At 62.0% G+C, this 16,580-nt stretch carries 14 protein-coding genes, 1 tRNA gene and 2 pseudogenes; 8 read left to right on the top strand and 9 right to left on the bottom strand.

The window, feature by feature from the left end:
- Positions 1-25 precede the first annotated feature (25 nt).
- Complete coding sequence (locus AC1DQ3_RS02580) at positions 26-2,347, bottom strand: NADP-dependent malic enzyme (RefSeq protein ID WP_477118609.1); 2,322 nt, start codon at positions 2,345-2,347, stop codon at positions 26-28.
- 270 nt (positions 2,348-2,617) lie between these two features.
- Entirely contained in the window at positions 2,618-3,232 is a 615-nt protein-coding gene (locus AC1DQ3_RS02575) for a DUF4136 domain-containing protein (protein ID WP_477118907.1), read from the bottom strand.
- 306 nt (positions 3,233-3,538) lie between these two features.
- Here AC1DQ3_RS02575 and pepN point away from each other — a divergent pair, with 306 nt between their 5' ends.
- The 3 genes from pepN to AC1DQ3_RS02560 all read left to right on the top strand — a co-directional run bounded on the left by pepN (position 3,539) and on the right by AC1DQ3_RS02560 (position 7,672).
- Positions 3,539-6,238: an aminopeptidase N gene (gene pepN, locus AC1DQ3_RS02570; protein WP_477118608.1), complete on the top strand. Its 2,700-nt coding sequence runs from the start codon at positions 3,539-3,541 to the stop codon at positions 6,236-6,238.
- A 78-nt stretch (positions 6,239-6,316) separates the two neighbouring features.
- Positions 6,317-7,333 carry a class 1 fructose-bisphosphatase gene (locus AC1DQ3_RS02565; RefSeq protein WP_477118607.1) on the top strand — a complete coding sequence of 339 codons (1,017 nt, stop codon included), beginning with the start codon at positions 6,317-6,319 and terminating at the stop codon, positions 7,331-7,333.
- 263 nt (positions 7,334-7,596) lie between these two features.
- Positions 7,597-7,672, top strand: a tRNA-Thr gene (locus AC1DQ3_RS02560).
- A gap of 213 nt (positions 7,673-7,885) precedes the next feature.
- Here AC1DQ3_RS02560 and AC1DQ3_RS02555 read toward each other — a convergent pair.
- Complete coding sequence (locus AC1DQ3_RS02555; protein ID WP_477118606.1) at positions 7,886-8,056, bottom strand: hypothetical protein; 171 nt, start codon at positions 8,054-8,056, stop codon at positions 7,886-7,888.
- 63 nt (positions 8,057-8,119) lie between these two features.
- The gene (locus AC1DQ3_RS02550; protein WP_477118605.1) at positions 8,120-8,374 is read right to left on the bottom strand and encodes an Arm DNA-binding domain-containing protein; all 255 of its coding nucleotides are present in this window, start codon (positions 8,372-8,374) and stop codon (positions 8,120-8,122) included.
- Between the two features lie 133 nt (positions 8,375-8,507).
- Here AC1DQ3_RS02550 and AC1DQ3_RS02545 point away from each other — a divergent pair, with 133 nt between their 5' ends.
- Positions 8,508-9,554, top strand: a complete 1,047-nt coding sequence (locus tag AC1DQ3_RS02545; RefSeq protein WP_477118604.1) for an STAS-like domain-containing protein — start codon at positions 8,508-8,510, stop codon at positions 9,552-9,554.
- A gap of 638 nt (positions 9,555-10,192) precedes the next feature.
- On the opposite strand, the gene AC1DQ3_RS02540 is transcribed toward AC1DQ3_RS02545, so the two are convergent.
- On the bottom strand, positions 10,193-10,474 hold the full coding sequence (locus tag AC1DQ3_RS02540; protein WP_477118603.1) for a type II toxin-antitoxin system RelE/ParE family toxin: 282 nt from the start codon (positions 10,472-10,474) through the stop codon (positions 10,193-10,195).
- Positions 10,461-10,721 (bottom strand): type II toxin-antitoxin system RelB/DinJ family antitoxin, encoded by a 261-nt coding sequence (locus AC1DQ3_RS02535; protein ID WP_477118602.1) that lies wholly within the window; start codon positions 10,719-10,721, stop codon positions 10,461-10,463. The genes AC1DQ3_RS02540 and AC1DQ3_RS02535 overlap by 14 nt, the downstream gene beginning before the upstream one ends.
- A 428-nt stretch (positions 10,722-11,149) precedes the next feature.
- Between AC1DQ3_RS02535 and AC1DQ3_RS02530 the strand changes: the two are divergent.
- From AC1DQ3_RS02530 to AC1DQ3_RS02515, 4 genes and pseudogenes are all read left to right on the top strand, one after another.
- A pseudogene (locus AC1DQ3_RS02530) lies at positions 11,150-11,731 on the top strand (transposase); the annotation flags it as partial.
- A 165-nt stretch (positions 11,732-11,896) separates the two neighbouring features.
- The gene (locus AC1DQ3_RS02525) at positions 11,897-12,202 is read left to right on the top strand and encodes a DUF5372 family protein (protein WP_477118601.1); all 306 of its coding nucleotides are present in this window, start codon (positions 11,897-11,899) and stop codon (positions 12,200-12,202) included.
- 169 nt (positions 12,203-12,371) lie between these two features.
- Positions 12,372-12,839, top strand: coding sequence for a helix-turn-helix domain-containing protein (locus AC1DQ3_RS02520; protein WP_477118600.1), 468 nt, complete (start codon positions 12,372-12,374; stop codon positions 12,837-12,839).
- Positions 12,840-13,125: 286 nt separating this feature from the next.
- Entirely contained in the window at positions 13,126-14,976 is a 1,851-nt protein-coding gene (locus AC1DQ3_RS02515; RefSeq protein WP_477118599.1) for a recombinase family protein, read from the top strand.
- A gap of 94 nt (positions 14,977-15,070) precedes the next feature.
- On the opposite strand, the pseudogene AC1DQ3_RS02510 reads toward AC1DQ3_RS02515, so the two are convergent.
- From AC1DQ3_RS02510 to AC1DQ3_RS02500, 3 genes and pseudogenes are all read right to left on the bottom strand, one after another.
- Positions 15,071-15,181 (bottom strand): annotated as a pseudogene (locus AC1DQ3_RS02510) (IS21 family transposase); the annotation flags it as partial.
- Between the two features lie 18 nt (positions 15,182-15,199).
- Positions 15,200-15,799 carry a TMEM175 family protein gene (locus tag AC1DQ3_RS02505; protein WP_477118598.1) on the bottom strand — a complete coding sequence of 200 codons (600 nt, stop codon included), beginning with the start codon at positions 15,797-15,799 and terminating at the stop codon, positions 15,200-15,202.
- A gap of 8 nt (positions 15,800-15,807) precedes the next feature.
- Entirely contained in the window at positions 15,808-16,521 is a 714-nt protein-coding gene (locus AC1DQ3_RS02500) for a YoaK family protein (protein ID WP_477118597.1), read from the bottom strand.
- Between the last annotated feature and the right edge of the window lie 59 nt (positions 16,522-16,580).

The following is a 16,580-nucleotide window of genomic DNA, read 5'->3' as shown; positions in this document are numbered from 1 at the left end:
CGGCGCCAGGCCGCCGCACCGCGGATCATCGCGCCGCGTTGGCTTCCGCCACCGCTACCGCCGTCATATTGACGATGCGGCGCGTGGTGGCTTGCGGGTTGAGGATGTGCACCGGCTTGGCCGCGCCCAGCAGGATCGGGCCGATGGTGACGCCCTGCCCGCCCGTGATCTTGAGCAGGTTGAAGGCGATATTGGCCGCGTCCAGCGTCGGCATCACCAGCAGGTTGGCGCTGCCAGCCAGCTTGGTGCCGGGCAGGAAGTGGCGGCGCACGTCCTCGACCAGGGCGGCGTCGCCCTGCATCTCGCCTTCCACTTCCAGGTGCGGTGCCTCGCGCGCCAGGATCTCCTGGGCCGCGCGCATCTTCCGGGCCGACGGCCGGTTCGACGAGCCGAACATCGAGTGCGACATCAGCGCGACCTTCGGATGCTGGCCGAAGCGCGCGACTTCCTCGGCCGCCAGCTGGGTGATGGCTGCCAGTTCCTCGGCGGTGGGATCGTCGTTGACGAAGGTGTCGGTGATGAACAGCGTGTACTTCTCGAGCATCAGCGCGTTCATCGCCGCGAACACCTTGGCACCCGGCGCCAGGCCGATCACGTCGCGCACATGCTCCAGGTGGGCTTCGAAGCGGCCCACTGTGCCGCACAGCAGCGCGTCCGCGTCGCCCATATGCATCAGCATGGTGCCGATCAGCGTATTGGAGCGGCGCAGCGCCACCTTGGCCATGTCGGGCGTCACGCCGTCGCGGCCGCGCAGCGCGTGATACGCCTCGTGGTAGGCGCGGTAGCGCGGATCGTCTTCCGGGTTGATCAGTTCGAAGTCCGTGCCCGCCTTCAGGCGCAGGCTGGCTTTCTCGATGCGCATCTGGATCACGTGCGGGCGGCCGATCAGGATCGGGCGCGCCAGGCCTTCGTCCACCACCGTCTGCACCGCACGCAGCACGCGCTCTTCCTCGCCCTCGGCATAGACCACGCGCTTGGGCGCGGCCTTGGCTGCGGAGAACACCGGCTTCATGATCAGGCCAGTATGGTAGACGTACTGGGTGAGCTGCTGGCGATAGGCTTCCAGGTCCTTGATGGGACGCGTGGCCACGCCGGATTCTTCAGCGGCCTTGGCCACCGCCGGCGCGATCTTCTCGATCAGGCGCTGGTCGAACGGCGTCGGGATGATGTAGTCGGGGCCGAACTTCAGCTCCTGCCCACCGTAGGCGGCGGCAACGGCGTCGTTCAGTTCGGCTTCGGCCAGCTCGGCGATGGCCTTGACGCAGGCCAGCTTCATTTCTTCCGTGATCTTGCTGGCGCCGCAATCGAGCGCGCCACGGAAGATGTACGGGAAGCACAGCACGTTGTTGACCTGGTTCGGGTAGTCCGAACGGCCGGTGGCGATGATGCAGTCCGGGCGCGCTGCCCTGGCCACTTCCGGGCGGATTTCCGGCTCGGGGTTGGCCAGCGCCAGGATGATGGGCTTGTCGGCCATGGTCTTGACCATCTCGGCGGTCAGCACGCCGGCGGTCGAGCAGCCCAGGAACACGTCCGCGCCGTTGACGATGTCGGCCAGGGTGCGGTTCGAGGTCTCCTGCGCGTAGCGGGCCTTGTTGGGCTCCATGCTGGCATCGCGGCCAACGTAGATCACGCCCTTCGAATCCACCACCGAGACGTTCGAGCGCGTCACGCCCAGGCTCACCATGGTGTCCAGGCAGGCGATGGCAGCGGCGCCGGCGCCCGACACCGCCAGCTTGACCTTGGCGATGTCCTTGCCCACCACTTTCAGGCCGTTGAGCAGCGCAGCGCCCGAGATGATGGCGGTACCGTGCTGGTCATCGTGGAAGACCGGGATGTTCATGCGCTCGCGCAGCTTCTTCTCGATGTAGAAGCATTCGGGCGCCTTGATGTCCTCGAGGTTCACGCCGCCGATGGTGGGTTCCAGCGCGGCCACGATCTCGACGATCTTGTCCGGATCGCGCGCATCGAGCTCGATGTCGAACACRTCGATGCCGGCGAATTTCTTGAACAGGCAGCCCTTGCCTTCCATCACCGGCTTGCCGGCGAGGGGACCGATATCGCCCATGCCGAGCACAGCGGTGCCGTTGGTGATCACCGCCACCAGGTTGCCGCGCGAGGTGTACTCGGCGGCCATCGCCGGGTCCTTGGCTATTTCCTCGCAGGCGTAAGCCACGCCGGGCGAGTAGGCAAGGGACAGGTCGCGCTGGTTGGACAGTGCCTTGGTCGCGTTTACCTGGATCTTGCCCTTGGTCGGGCTGCGGTGGTATTCCAGCGCGGCCAGGCGCAATTGCGCTTCAGGGCTGTTGGGGGCATGTTGCGGTGCATCACCGCCGGTCTTGCTGGTCATTATGCTCGTCCAGGAAGTGGCCCAGCCAGTGCCCGCCGAGGCCGCGCCGGTGGTATCCGGCAAGCTTGCCGGACACTTCCATTGCGACTTTCTTGAAACGGGCGCCGGCGGCTCGGGCCGAAAAATCGAGCCGTCATTCTAGCTCACGCAAGCCCGGCGGGAAGCCCCTTGCACAGGTGCATCCGGCTTTTAGGCCCCTTCGCCAGGCAATTCAGTTTTTACCCGCGCACGGGAAATGCGCTGTCTCCTCCTTCCGTCCGATGGTGATAGTTACTTGTCATCCGGGTCCAGCGGCAATGTCACCCGCCGGGCCCGGCCGCTCTCGGCCGGAAACTGGGCGAACGCGCTGCGGATCAGGTACGGCATCGCCGCCTGCAACGTCGTGCCCTCGCCGCCGTATTGCGCCGTCACCTGGTAGACCCGGCGCCCGGTAGCGGCATCCTTGAAAAAAACGCGCAGCCTGGACTGCGTCACCGGCACGTCGCGCACGATGGTTTGCGGCGGCCAGTAGCCCGGGCCGCCCCAGCCCCAGGGTCCCCAGGGGCGGTAATAAGGTCCCCAGTACGGACCGCCATAGGGGCCATACCAGGGATCCGGGTAGACCGTCTCCTGCACCCGCAGCAGCCCGGAATTGCTGTCGTACTCCATATTGACGAGGTAATGCGCCTGCGGTCGCGCCACCTGCTGGTAGCCGACACCAGCGAGCGCCTGCGCCAGCCATCGCTCGTAGGTCTGGTCCTCGAGCCGGCCGTCCTGCCCCGCGGCCCGATCAAAAGCATAGGTGCGCGGCAGATCGTTCTGCCAGTTGCCCTGGCTGAAGGCGGTCACCTCCGTGGTGACAGTGCTGGCGCAACCGGAGAGCAGCGCCACGCCCAGCAGCGCCATGCCCGCCACCAGCCTGCCGCCGCGCAGGCCCTTGCCGGCTATCCGGCCCCACGCCTTCCCAAGCCACAGTTCGGCCATGATGCCCCTCGCGGATTGCTGTCAGTCACGTGATTCAGACCATGCAGGGCAGGTGGAATCCACCGCGGCGCGGCGCATCCCAGCCGTCGTCCCGCCGCTTGGCTACAATGGGTTCTTTAGTGCCMGGACATGGTGCCCGGCTGCGGCTGCCAGCCCCCGGCCACCATGACACCCAAAGTGGCTCACAAAGTGGCTCACAATGTGGCTCACAAAGGACAGGATTCTTTCATGCTGCGCACCGATACGCCCGTTACCGTCCATCGCAAAGACTATACTCCGCCGGCCTTCGCATTTGAGCACGTCGACCTCGTGCTTGAACTCGATCCGGCACGCACGGTGGTCACCAATACCCTGCGCTTCACCCGCCAGGAACCCGGCCCGCTGGTCCTGGCCGGCGAGGAGATGGAGCTGATCGGCGTCAGCCTGGACGGCAAGCCGATGGCGGGTGCGCGCCAGGAAGCGGACAGCCTGACCTTGCCCGAACTGCCCGCGCAAGGCACGCTGGAAATCGTCACCGCCTGCCAGCCTGCCGCCAACACGTCGTTGTCCGGACTTTATGTTTCCAACGGCAACTTCTTCACCCAGTGCGAAGCCGAGGGCTTCCGCAAGATCACCTACTACCTGGACCGCCCCGACGTGATGTCGACCTTCCGGGTCACGCTGCGCGCGCAGCGCGCAGCCTACCCGGTGCTGCTGTCCAACGGCAACCTGATCAGCGAACGCGAGCTGCCCGACGGCCGCCACGAGGCAGTCTGGGAAGACCCGTTCAAGAAGCCTGCCTACCTGTTCGCGCTGGTGGCCGGCAAGCTGGAATGCATCGAAGAGCGGATCCAGTCCGCCTCCGGCAAGGAAAAACTGTTGCAGGTCTGGGTGGAGCCGCAGGACCTGCCCAAGACGCGCCACGCCATGGATTCGCTGATCCACTCGATCCGCTGGGATGAGCGGCGCTTCGGCCTGGAGCTCGATCTCGACCGCTTCATGATTGTCGCCGTGGGCGACTTCAATATGGGCGCGATGGAGAACAAGGGTCTCAACATCTTCAACACCAAGTACGTGCTGGCCAACGCCCACACCGCCACCGACGCCGACTTCGGCAATATCGAGTCGGTGGTCGGGCACGAGTATTTCCACAACTGGACCGGCAACCGGGTAACTTGCCGCGACTGGTTCCAGCTCTCGCTCAAGGAAGGCCTGACGGTGTTCCGCGACCAGGAATTCTCGGCCGACATGATGGGCTCCGAATCCGGCCGCGCGGTCAAGCGCATCGAGGACGTGCGCATGCTGCGCCAGGTGCAGTTCCCCGAGGACGCCGGCCCCATGGCGCATCCGGTGCGCCCCGACAGCTACGAGGAAATCAACAACTTCTACACCGTGACGGTGTACGAAAAAGGCGCCGAGGTCGTGCGCATGTACCAGACCCTGCTGGGCCGCGAGGGCTTTCGCAAGGGCATGGACCTGTACTTCCAGCGCCATGACGGCCAGGCCGTGACCTGCGACGATTTCCGCGCCGCGATGGCCGATGCCAACGGGCGCGACCTGACCCAGTTCGGCCGCTGGTACAGCCAGGCCGGCACGCCGGTGGTCGCGGTGCGCGGCGCATGGGACGGGGCCAACGGCAGCCTCACGCTGACGCTGGCGCAAAGCTGTCCCAAGGTCGGCATCGAGACGCGTCCAGGCACGCCCGACAAGCTGCCCTTTCATATTCCCTTCGCCCTGGGCCTGATCGACGCCGACGGCGCGGACCTGCCGCTGCAACTCGAAGGCGAAAGCCAGCCCGGTGCCACCACCCGCGTGCTCGACTTCACCGAAGCCGAGCAGAGCTTCCGCTTTATCAACCTGCCGCGCGGCGCCGAGCCGCCGCTGGCTTCGCTGCTGCGCGATTTCTCCGCGCCGGTCACTATCGACGCCGACTACAGCGAGGCGCATCTCACCTTCCTGCTGGCCCACGACAGCGACCCGTTCAACCGCTGGGAAGCCGGCCAGCGCCTGACCACGCGCGCGCTGCTGCAACTGGTGGCGGACTCCCAGGCCGGCCGCGAACTCAAGCTCGACCCAGCGCTGCTGGCGGCGCTGCGCACCGTGCTCAACGACCAGCAACTCAACCCGGCCTTCCGCGAACAGGCGCTGACCTTGCCGGCCGAAGCCTACCTGGCCGAGCGCATGGGCGTGGCCGATCCGGCCGCCATCCACCGTGCCCGCCAGTTCATGCGCGAAGCGCTGGCACGCGCGCTGAAGGCCGACTGGCTGGCGGCTTTCCAGGCCAACGCCACGCCCGGCGACTACAGCCCGGATGCCATATCCGCGGGCAAGCGCGCGCTGCGCAACCTGGCGCTGGGCTACCTGGCCGAAACCGGCGACGCCGGCCTGCAGGCGCTGGCCGAGGCGCAGTACCAGGCCGCCGACAACATGACCGACCGCTACGCCGCGCTGAGCGCGATGGTCAACACCTTCGCCCCGGGGCGCGAAGCCGCGCTGGCCGATTTCTACCACCGCTTCGAGCAGGACGCCCTGGTGATCGACAAATGGTTCTCGCTGCAAGGCATGCAGCGCGGCACCGTCGGCCCGCAGGGCGCCGGCCACGCAGGCAAGCACACCATCGATACCGTGCGCGCGCTGATGCAGCATCCGGCCTTCAACCTGCGCAACCCCAATCGGGCTCGCTCGCTGATCTTCAGCTTCTGCGCGGCCAACCCGGCGCAGTTCCATGCCGAGGATGGCTCCGGCTACGCCTTCTGGGCCGAGCAGGTGCTGGCGCTTGACGCCATCAATCCGCAGGTGGCCTCGCGCCTGGCGCGGGTCATGGACCGCTGGCAGAAATACGCCCTGCCGCTGCGCGACCGCATGCGCGCGGCGCTGGAGCAGGTGGCCTCGGCCACCGGTCTGTCCCGCGATGTCCGAGAAATCGTCAGCAAGGCGCTGGCAGGCTAGGACGATGCCGCCGGGCCACCCCCGTGGTCCGGCGGGCTGGCGCCCATGTAGAATTGCGGCCAATCAAGGAGAAACCCCATGAGTCGCATCAGCCTCACCCGCTATCTGGTCGAGGAGCAGCGCAAGCACAACACGATCGAGCCCGAACTGCGGCTGCTGATCGAAGTGGTGGCGCGCGCCTGCAAGGCCATTTCGAATTCCGTTAGCAAGGGCGCGCTTGCCGGCATCCTCGGCTCGGCCGGCACCGGCAACGTGCAAGGCGAGACCCAGCAAAAGCTGGACGTGATCGCCAACGAAGTCCTGCTCGACGCCAATGAATGGGGCGGCCACCTCGCCGCCATGGCCTCGGAGGAAATGGACAGCATCTACGAGATCCCGAACCGCTATCCCAAGGGCGAATACCTGCTGCTGTTCGATCCGCTCGACGGCTCGTCCAATATCGACGTGAACGTGTCGATCGGCACCATCTTCTCGGTGCTGCACATGCCCAAGCCGGGACAGACCGTGACCGAAGCCGATTTCATGCAGGCCGGCAGCCGCCAGGTCGCCGCCGGCTATGCCGTGTACGGCCCGCAGACCATGCTGGTGCTCACGGTCGGCAACGGCGTGCACATGTTCACGCTGGACCGCGAAGCCGGCAGCTTCGTGCTGACGCAATCCGACGTGATGATCCCGGAAGACACCAAGGAATTCGCGATCAACATGTCCAATATGCGCCACTGGGCCCCGCCCGTGCGCCGCTATATCGACGAATGCCTGGCCGGCGACGAAGGCACGCGCGGCAAGAACTTCAATATGCGCTGGGTCGCCTCCATGGTGGCCGACGTGCACCGCATCCTCACGCGCGGCGGCATCTTCATGTACCCGTGGGACAAGCGCGAGCCGGAGAAGCCCGGCAAGCTGCGCCTGATGTACGAAGCCAACCCGATGGCGATGCTGGTCGAGCAAGCCGGCGGCGCCGCCACCAACGGCCATGAGCGCATCCTCGACATCCAGCCGGACAAGCTGCACCAGCGCGTGTCGGTGATCCTGGGATCGAAGAATGAGGTGGAGCTGGTTACGCGTTACCACCAGGAAGAGAAAGCGGCGGGCTGATAGCTGGCGGCTGCATTGATGGGTGGCGGTGATCGTCTCGTTGTTCAGCTACCCCACCACCATCGAAATAATCGCGGTCGCCCTGGTTCCGCCAGCGCGCCGAACCGGAGCCGCTGGGCGCCAGGGACGCCGCCCGAATGGCTGCGGAGCCACCTCAGGGCTGGCTGCGGCCGGCCCAACGGAGATTTTTGGCGCAGGGGTTCACAGGGAAAATAAACGCTGCTATTATTGCGGGCTCGATCCAGTTGCACCAGGGTCGGTGGGCCGAAGTAGCTCAGTCGGTAGAGCAGCTCATTCGTAATGAGAAGGTCGGGGGTTCGATTCCTCTCTTCGGCACCAAGAATATCAAGGGGTTACAGCGCATCAGCCTGTAACCTCTTTTTCTTTTCCGGAGCCATGTAGGCACCATGTAGTTTTTTCGGGAATGCCGGTCAACGCCGGTGAAGGTTCCCGGTGCCGGGGAAGATGGGCCGACCAAACTGCGATGAATCGATAAAATCTGGCGCGCCGGTGACTGGACACTGACGGGACACCAGCACCAAATAAGGGGACTTATCTGCAGGGATACGGATCCTTGCTGTTGGGCTTCGTAATCACGTACTTCGATTTTCCGAAGCTGACCTTCTTCAGCGCCAGGATCGCTTCCCGCCCCGGGGTGATCAGCTCGATCACACGTAACGCAGCCGCCGTCTTGCCGCCATCCTTCGCGACACCTTCCGCCACAGCCCGGTCGACCTTGATCGTCCATAGCCCACGATTGTCGAGTCCCGGGTCCCCATGAACTCGTCAAGGTAGTCGCCCAAGAGCTTGTTGCCGGCAGCCACGCCACCGAACATCTTCGCTTTCGGGGAGTCGGGGAAATGAACACCATAGTTGAACGTGCCCTTCCTTCTCAATCTCGAGCAGGATCTGAGAGCTTAGGCGCTCGACGTACTTGATGTTTTTGGGAGTGGGTTCGATGCGGAGCGCCTCGTGGCACTCCACACCGTGGTAGGAAAAGCAATCTGGACGCTTTGAGAGTTGGTGTCGGGCGCGAGCCAATCGTGCGGTACAGGTTCAACTAACCGCCAATGACGGAGAGCCGTATAGCCCATATCACCATGCAACGGGTTGACAAACAACCGCCAATAAGTTGACAATAAACGAAGCAAAGGTTGTCAATCAGGGGCAAAATATGGTCAGCAATGTACGAGCAGGTGGCGAACCCATTCGTCGATTCATTCTGGAAAACATCGAGTCGCACGACGGCGATATTGCCAATTTCGCTGCTGCAAAGTTCGGAATAACGCGGCAAGCAGTCAACAAACACCTGCTGCGCTTAAGGGAGCAAGGTGCTGTCGTCAAGGACGGGAGTGCTCGCGCACCGAAATACAAGCTCGCACCACTGAACCGGGTTGACTTCATCTACGAAATCTCGACGGGCCTAGAGGAGGACGTAGTTTGGAGAAACGACGTTCGCCCAGTCATTGAGCCGCTCCCAGCAAACGTGCTGAACATTTGGCATCACGGATTCACAGAGATGTTCAACAATGCTATCGAGCATTCAGCCGGAAAGCAGATCTATCTCCGCATAACTAAGACTGCCGTCACAACGGAAGTCCTTGTATCAGACGATGGGGTTGGGATCTTTAAGAAGATCCAGATGTCTTGTGGCCTGCTAGACGAGCGCCATGCGCTCTTCGAGTTGGCCAAGGGAAAGTTGACGACCGATCCCAAGAATCATTCGGGTGAAGGCATCTTCTTTACATCCAGAATGTTTGACAAGTTCGCCATCCTTTCGGGTGGGCTTCTATTCGATCACCAGAAGGCAGCTCAGTATGATTGGCTCGTCGAGCGAAAGGAGTCTGAGGAAGGTACGACGGTGTTTATGGAATTGAACAACCACACAGCGCTGACCACGAGAAAGGTGTTTGATGAGTACACCACCGGTGATGACGATCACACGTTCAGCAAGACTGTAGTGCCAGTCAATTTGGCGAAATACGGACAGGACGAGCTAGTTTCTCGATCTCAGGCGAAACGTTTGTTGGCTCGGGTAGATCTTTTCCGCGCGGTGATCCTGGACTTCAACGAGGTGGAAGAAATCGGCCAGGCTTTTGCGGATCAGATCTTCCGCGTATTCGCAAACGAACATCCGGAAATTAATTTGACACCGATTAACATGAGCGAAGGCGTTCGTGCCATGGTGGAACGTGCAAGAGCTAACAAGGACGCCGGCTAATGCTGCGTGGCTCGGAGCCGACAAGCGCCGGTAGGCACGCTTGAGCCCCAGCGGAGGCGCGCTTCCGACGCCCTTCCCGCGCGCCGCTTTTGCAAAACGACTGAGCGACTAAAGCGGAAACACCGAAACAGCGTAACCGCCGAATTCTCCTCACATAGCGAATGTACACATCAGGAACGCAGCCATGCCCCGAGCCTTCGCCTACGCCCGGGTTTCCACCGCGGACCAGACGACCGACAATCAGATACCCGAGATCCAGACGGCCGGATTCGCTGTCGGTCACGATCGCCGGAAATGCTGGTCACGATGCCGGAATCACCGGCCGCGATAATCCGGAATCACTGGTCACGCTAAGCCGAAATACGCGCCACCGCCCTGAAACAGTAGCGCGCGGCGATGAGCATGCGGCCTTGTTCCCCGATTTCGTCTTCATTGCGCCCATTCAGTCCGAGTACGTAGACGGTCGTTTTCGGACATCGCCCACCGCGGCCCCCTCCGTGTGGCCTTCAGATGTGATCGGCACTCGGAATTGCGTCACGACCGAGGCCGAGGACGGCGCAGCAAAGAGCCGCCCGTAGGCGGCTAGCCAGCAAAGAACCGCGGAGGGGTGGAGCGGGGCGCTACGCGCGGCAGGCCCGTCACAGCCCAAGTTCACTATGCGACCCGAGGCGGACGAGCTGCAGCGTGGTGTCGTCCGGCTTCCGATAGATCAGCACCAGGTCGGGCTTCACATGGCAATCCCGGTGGTCCTTCCACTGGCCGCCCAGCACATGATCTCGCAAGCTCCCCGGCAGCGGCTCATCGTTGGCCAAGGCCCAGACGATGGCCGTGAAGCCCGCTGACAGTGCGGCGCGGTGCTGCCCTTTCGATTCGCGCTTCAGGTCGCGCTTGAATTGGCCGGTTTGCTCAATCCTCCGCATCGATCTCCGCCTGCAGCTGATCGAGCGTCACGGGCTCAAGCTTGCCGGCGCGCGCCTCCCGCATCGCGGCGATGGTCTTGGGGTTGGGGGTGAGCAGCTCCACGGGCAGCGCCTTCTCGTGTGCGACGCGGGTCAGCAGCATACGCAGCGCATCGGACACGGACAGGCCCAAGGAGGCCAGAACAACAGTGGCTTCGATCTTGATATCGTGGTCGATCCGAGCGCGGACAACGTCAGAATGGGACATGGCATGGCTCCTACATTTGTAGCTACAGTGTAGCTCATATGGGAGAAAAACGTGTAGGTTCCCGCCGGGCCGGCGGCGATAGATCCGGCGGCAGTGCGCCTGCTACCAGAGAGAGGTCGATGGGGTGCATCTGCAAAGCCTTCGCCGCGTCCCGGACGCACAGCGACCTGCAAAGCCTTCGCCGCGTCCCGGACGCACAGCGACCTGCAAAGGGATGACCTCGCACCGGGCAAGCCGCCAACAGGACCCGCTCGAATTCAGGCGTAGGTGCAAGCCGACCGAGGGTTCTAATCCCGCCCTCTGGCGGAATGCCGCCTCGCCCCAGTCGCTCAAGACACGGACCTCGCACTCAAGGAAAATCTGGCAGCGTCCGCCCAGAATTAAAGGGCAAGCCGGGCTGCCCGTTGTCTTTCTGGGGGAAGCGGCCCAAGACGGCGGGCTTCGAGGTCCACGATCGCGACGATGCCGACCACGCGGCGCATCTGGTCAAGCGCACGGCGCTGGCCGAGGGCATCCACGCCATGGCAGCCAAGCCGGTGCTGCATGGGGACAACGGCGCCACGCTCAAGGCCACTACGGTGCTGGCGATGTTGCACTGGCTGGGCGTCAAGCCTTCGTATTCGCGTCCACGCGTGCGCGACGATCACGCTTTCGTGGAAAGCCTGTTCCGCACGGCCAAGTACCGGCCGGAGTTCCCGTCCCGGGGCTTTGCCGATCTGGCGGCGGCGCGCACCTGGGCAGCGCACTTCGTGCATTGGTACAACCACGAGCATCGGCATAGCGGCATCCGCTACGTGACCCCAGCACAGCGTCACGCCGGGGAAGACGACAGGATTCTCGCCGCTCGTCATGCGCTCTATGCCCAGGCCCGTGAGCGCAACCCACGTCGTTGGTCACGCCACACACGAGATTGGTCGCCAATCGAGACGGTCACGCTCAACCCCGAGCGCGATGTTGTGGTGCCCAGCGGCGTCAACCCAGGCACTGAAAATCAGCGTTTGGCCGCATGAATGAGGTGACAACTAGCTTGACGCGCGCCGAACGGCCTGGACCTTGTCGGCAGCGGCAGCAAGGCCTGTTGCTCGGCGGCCAGACGTACCGCGGGACGCTCGGCGGTGGTGGTATGTACCCGGGCTTCTCAAAAGCAGTCAACTACACGTGATCTGACCGGTGGGATGCAATCCTTCCGGGTTACCCATCCCTTCCATCCGCTTTACGGGCGAGAATTCGCGCTGCTGGAATGGCGCAATGCGTGGGGTGAGGACCGCGTCTATTTCTACGACGAAATGGGCAACCTGAGACGCATGCCGGCGACCTGGACGAGCGCAGCAGCGCCAAGCGCATTCGAGGTAACGTCGGCCGGACGATCGCATTTCCGGGCTGAGGACCTGTTGCAACTTGTTTCGCTGATTGCCCGACAGCGAGAGGCTAAGGGATCTGGAGGGCCGCGAGCGCGCAAGCTCAAGGTGTCAAGGGAATAATGCCGTCTATGTAAAGATATTTATGCCTTCCTAATATCCGTGTCGCTACCTATACATTGGCACYACGCTTGAAATGCGGGGACTTACGACCTTAGATTTACGGTCCCCCCTAATCTTCGTCGCTATAAAATCCTTGACATCTGCAATACGTGGGCATAATTTATATTACATGACCCGCATCCGAAAACGCGACCCCAAGCTTGAAGCGCTCGAAGAGAGCGGCACGGTGAATCCTCACTCGCAGGGCATCGATGATTCCGCTTTTATTGCCAGCGACTTCTTCGACCCCCGTGATCTGGTACAGGCACGCTACGAAATGCTGCGTCGCGTACGTGTCGATGGTCAGGCCATCGCCGATGCCGCCGCGCACTTTGGGGTCAGCCGACCGACGTTCTACAAGGCGCAGGCCGACTTCGATCGAGAGGGCTTGGTCGGGCTGCTGCCAGACAAGCGTGGCCCTCACGGACCACACAAGATCACCGACGACGTGATGCGCTTCATCGAAGAAGCACTTGCCACTGAGGACGGTCTCGATGTTCAAGTTGTTGTCGAGCGGATTGCGGAACGCTTCGGTTTGACAGTGCATCGACGCACCGTGGAACGCGCCCTGGCGCGATCGAAAAAAAAACGGCCATAAAAGTCCCCGCTGCAGCGCTCGATGTTCATGCGCTGACCGGATACTACGAGGCGTTGCGCAAAGACGTAGTCGAGTTGGGCGGACGCGGGCACACGATGATGCGCGGTCGCGCACTCGTCATGTTCAAGGGGATGGCCGCCTGGATGAAGTCTGCGGCCGAAGACTGCTCGCCTCGCCCGGAGCCCGTAGCCCCGAGAAGCGGGTTGAGTCTGCCTGTAGGTATCGAACAGAATCTGGTTGACATTGTGGCAACCATGGCGATCGCGACAGCGCTAGAGGGGATGACATGACTGCAGAGACCCACTCGAAAGTACAGGCGAGACACCTCAAGAGGAACGCCTACCTGTACGTGAGGCAGTCCTCGTTGCGGCAGATGTTCGAGAATACCGAGAGCACCAAGCGCCAGTATGCTCTGCGACAGCGCGCCATCGCGCTCGGATGGCGCAACGATCAAGTCGTGGTCATCGACTCGGACCTCGGCTTATCCGGTGCATCTGCGGTCGAGCGGGAGGGCTTCCAGCGCCTCGTCACCGAGGTGAGCCTGGGACGGGCCGGGATCGTAATGGGTCTGGMGGTGTCTCGGCTGGCGCGCAACTCAACCGACTGGCATCGGCTATTGGAGATTTGCGCACTCGCCGACTCCCTAATTCTCGACGAAGATGGAATTTACGACCCCGCGCATTTCAATGATCGGTTGCTGCTCGGCCTGAAGGGTACGATGAGCGAGGCAGAGTTGCACGTCATGCGGGCACGGCTACGCGGTGGCATCCTCAACAAGGCGCGCCGCGGAGAACTCGAGATGCGGCTACCGATCGGCTTTGTCTACGACACCGAGGGGCGCGTGCGCCTGGACCCGGATGCACGTATCCAGGAGAGTGTTCGTCAGCTCTTCCGCACGTTTCGTCGCACGGGCTCAGCCACCGCGACCGTCAAGGCCTTTCGTGACCAGGGTCTTCAGTTCCCGCGCCGGATTCACCGCGGAGAGCGCAAAGGCGATGTGCTGTGGACCGAGCTCGAACACGCACGCGTGCTGTGGGCTCTCCATCATCCGCGCTATGCCGGTGCATTCTGCTTTGGGCGCACGCGGCAACGCAAGCATCCCAATGGTCAGAACGTCTGCTTGCGACTGCCGCCCGAGGAGTGGACCGCGCTGATTCGCGATGCGCACGAGGCTTACGTGAGCTGGGAGGAGTTCGAACAGAACGTTCAAATCCTGCGCGACAATGCCCACGCACTTGGCCTCGACCGTGAGAGAGGGGCGCCTCGCGAGGGGCCGGCGCTGCTGCAMGGCTTGGCGATCTGCGCCAAATGCGGCGAGCGAATGACCGTTCGCTATCACATCCAAGGCACGCGTAGGGTGCCGGATTACATGTGCCAGCGCCGGGGCATTCAGCACGCGCACCCTGTGTGCCAGAGTCTCCATGGTGGTGAGCTTGACGATGCAATTGGCAGGTTGCTCGTGGAATTGGTCACGCCGGTAACGCTTGAGGTCGCTCTGGCCGTGCAGAACGAGCTTGAGAGCCGTACCGAGGAGAGCGACCGACTACGCCGTCGAGAGGTCGAGCGAGCGCGCTACGAGACCGATCTGGCGCGCCGTCGTTATATGCAAGTCGATCCGGAGCATAGATTGGTTGCGGACTCGCTGGAAGCGGAATGGAACCATGCGCTGCGCGCTCTCACTGAGGCACAGGAACGCTACGAGAAGCAGCGCAAAGCCGATCGCGCCGGAGTTGACGACACACAGCGCAAAAGCATCATGGCACTTGCGAAGGACTTTCCTCGCCTGTGGAACGATCCGCACACGCCAGATCGTGAGCGCAAACGCATGGCACGCCTACTCATCACCGACGTGACCCTGCTAAAAGGCACGGACGTCAGCGCTCAGATACGCTTCAATGGCGGTGCAACGCACACGTTGCACGTGCCACTATCCAAGCCCGCGTGGATGTTACGGCAGACCCCGCCAGCCGTCGTCGCTGAGATCGACCGGCTCCTGGAAAACCACACTGACGGTGAAACGGCAGAGCTACTCAATCGCCAGGGACTCACGTCAGGTCAGGGCAAACCGTTTCACCACGTAATGGTCACGACAAGGGGCAGTGCCTCTTCGAACAACCTGGCGCGGATGCGCCAGTGAAGTATCGCCATCAATGCAAATCCCGCGGTAAACATGCAGTCACCGCGTAAGTATCATCCCACCCGACCCATGAGGTGCATTGTGAAGCATAGTCCTTGGTCTTGGCCCGATAGGGGCGGTATACCTTGGGCGTGAAGCCGTAGCGCTCGGCCAGCGTCAGCAGTTCCGGGTTCCAGCGATGCCGGCCTTCACCGTGCGCATCGCGCGACTACAAAACGCTAGCTTATGGCTTCTTGCCATCTCGCCTCAAGAGATATTTTTCGATTCGCGAATCGGGAAAAAACCAAAATATGGCCATCGCAACTAAAATAAATGTGGCTGCAATACTGCTGTAAAAACTTACCACGATCGCCAGTGCGTACACAACAAGAGATAACCTCCCCTTCAGATCTTTGCCAATCGCACCCGCGAGCGAGGATCCCTTTCCCTCCAATACCATGATGACACGCTGCAATACCCAATAGGATATGGCACACATGAACAGCACAAAGGCATACAAAGCAGTTGGAACTTCCGAGAATTCGGATTTTCCAGTCCAAGTGGTGGTTATGGGAATCATCGTCAACCAAAACAATAGATTGAGATTGGCCCACATAACCCTCCCATTAATGCCACTCACCATTTGGAACAAGTGATGGTGATTATTCCAGTAAATACCGACATAAATAAAGCTGAGCACATATCCGAAGAAATGATGGGCCTCCGCTCGCACTCCGCTCCAGTTAAATTCGGCAGGAAGCTGAATCTGATAGAGCATCAGCGTCAGGCTCACGGAAATGACACCATCACTGAAAGATTCCAGCCGRCTTTTGTTTATGGTCATGGCCTCCCTCAGATGAATTGTTTACGAAAGGAAAGACTGGCCAGATATAAAATTACCAGCGTGAAGGGCAGCACACTCCAGAATCCAACACGCATGTAAAGCACTGCCCCAAGAAACGCGCCCAGGACGAAACCAGCTACGATGCTCCCGCTTTTCAGCAAGGCCACCCCATGCTCGCGGCTGAGCGTGCATATGAAATTGTACAAATCGATGCCGAACTGAGTGGTATTGCCAGTCATCATGGTGCTGGGGCTGATGTGCTTGATCAACGTCTTGCTCGACGTATTGCGGATTGCCAAGGCCATTAGGCCCAGGCCGCCGGTCAGCGCTAGTGCGCCTGCATCGGGGTCGCGGAACGAATCGAAGTACAGGCCCACCAGCATGAAGCCCGACAGGAACACGGCCTCCGCCACGAACAGCCAGCCCAGGGTCTTGTGGGACTGGCTGCAGCGGTCTATCCACATCTTGGCAAACATGACCGTGGCGATGAATAGCGGAATGGCCCCAAGTCTGATCCACAGGCCCGCCCCTCCCTTCACGAAGGCCGCGCCGGCCAGCACCAGGTTACCGGTCACATGGGCGGTGAAAAAGCCGAGCAAAGCAATGAAGCCTATGGTGTCGATGGCCCCCGCAACGATGGTGAGCAGCACTGCCGTGCTGCATTGCGCCCACAAGCTGATGGCTGAGTTGTCCTGGGGCTGCGAATCGAAGATGGCTGTCATGTCGTATACATCCTCCAAATGCCAGCGGCTGGCTACTTGGCTGCGCCAACTATAGTGCG

This window comes from Cupriavidus sp. 01T418 (assembly GCF_056398885.1).
Note: the sequence above shows the minus strand (reverse complement) of the source record. Positions and strands in the feature narration are given on the sequence as shown.

What these genes read in the sequence shown, in the direction of transcription:
- AC1DQ3_RS02575 (WP_477118907.1), bottom strand. Translation starts at nt 3,232, where the DNA reads ATGGCGCTGCTGGGCGTGGCGCTGCTCTCCGGTTGCGCCAGCACTGTC.
- pepN (WP_477118608.1), top strand. Translation starts at nt 3,539, where the DNA reads ATGCTGCGCACCGATACGCCCGTTACCGTCCATCGCAAAGACTATACT.
- AC1DQ3_RS02565 (WP_477118607.1), top strand. Translation starts at nt 6,317, where the DNA reads ATGAGTCGCATCAGCCTCACCCGCTATCTGGTCGAGGAGCAGCGCAAG.
- AC1DQ3_RS02545 (WP_477118604.1), top strand. Translation starts at nt 8,508, where the DNA reads ATGGTCAGCAATGTACGAGCAGGTGGCGAACCCATTCGTCGATTCATT.
- AC1DQ3_RS02540 (WP_477118603.1), bottom strand. Translation starts at nt 10,474, where the DNA reads ATGCGGAGGATTGAGCAAACCGGCCAATTCAAGCGCGACCTGAAGCGC.
- AC1DQ3_RS02535 (WP_477118602.1), bottom strand. Translation starts at nt 10,721, where the DNA reads ATGTCCCATTCTGACGTTGTCCGCGCTCGGATCGACCACGATATCAAG.
- AC1DQ3_RS02525 (WP_477118601.1), top strand. Translation starts at nt 11,897, where the DNA reads ATGCAATCCTTCCGGGTTACCCATCCCTTCCATCCGCTTTACGGGCGA.
- AC1DQ3_RS02520 (WP_477118600.1), top strand. Translation starts at nt 12,372, where the DNA reads ATGACCCGCATCCGAAAACGCGACCCCAAGCTTGAAGCGCTCGAAGAG.
- AC1DQ3_RS02500 (WP_477118597.1), bottom strand. Translation starts at nt 16,521, where the DNA reads ATGACAGCCATCTTCGATTCGCAGCCCCAGGACAACTCAGCCATCAGC.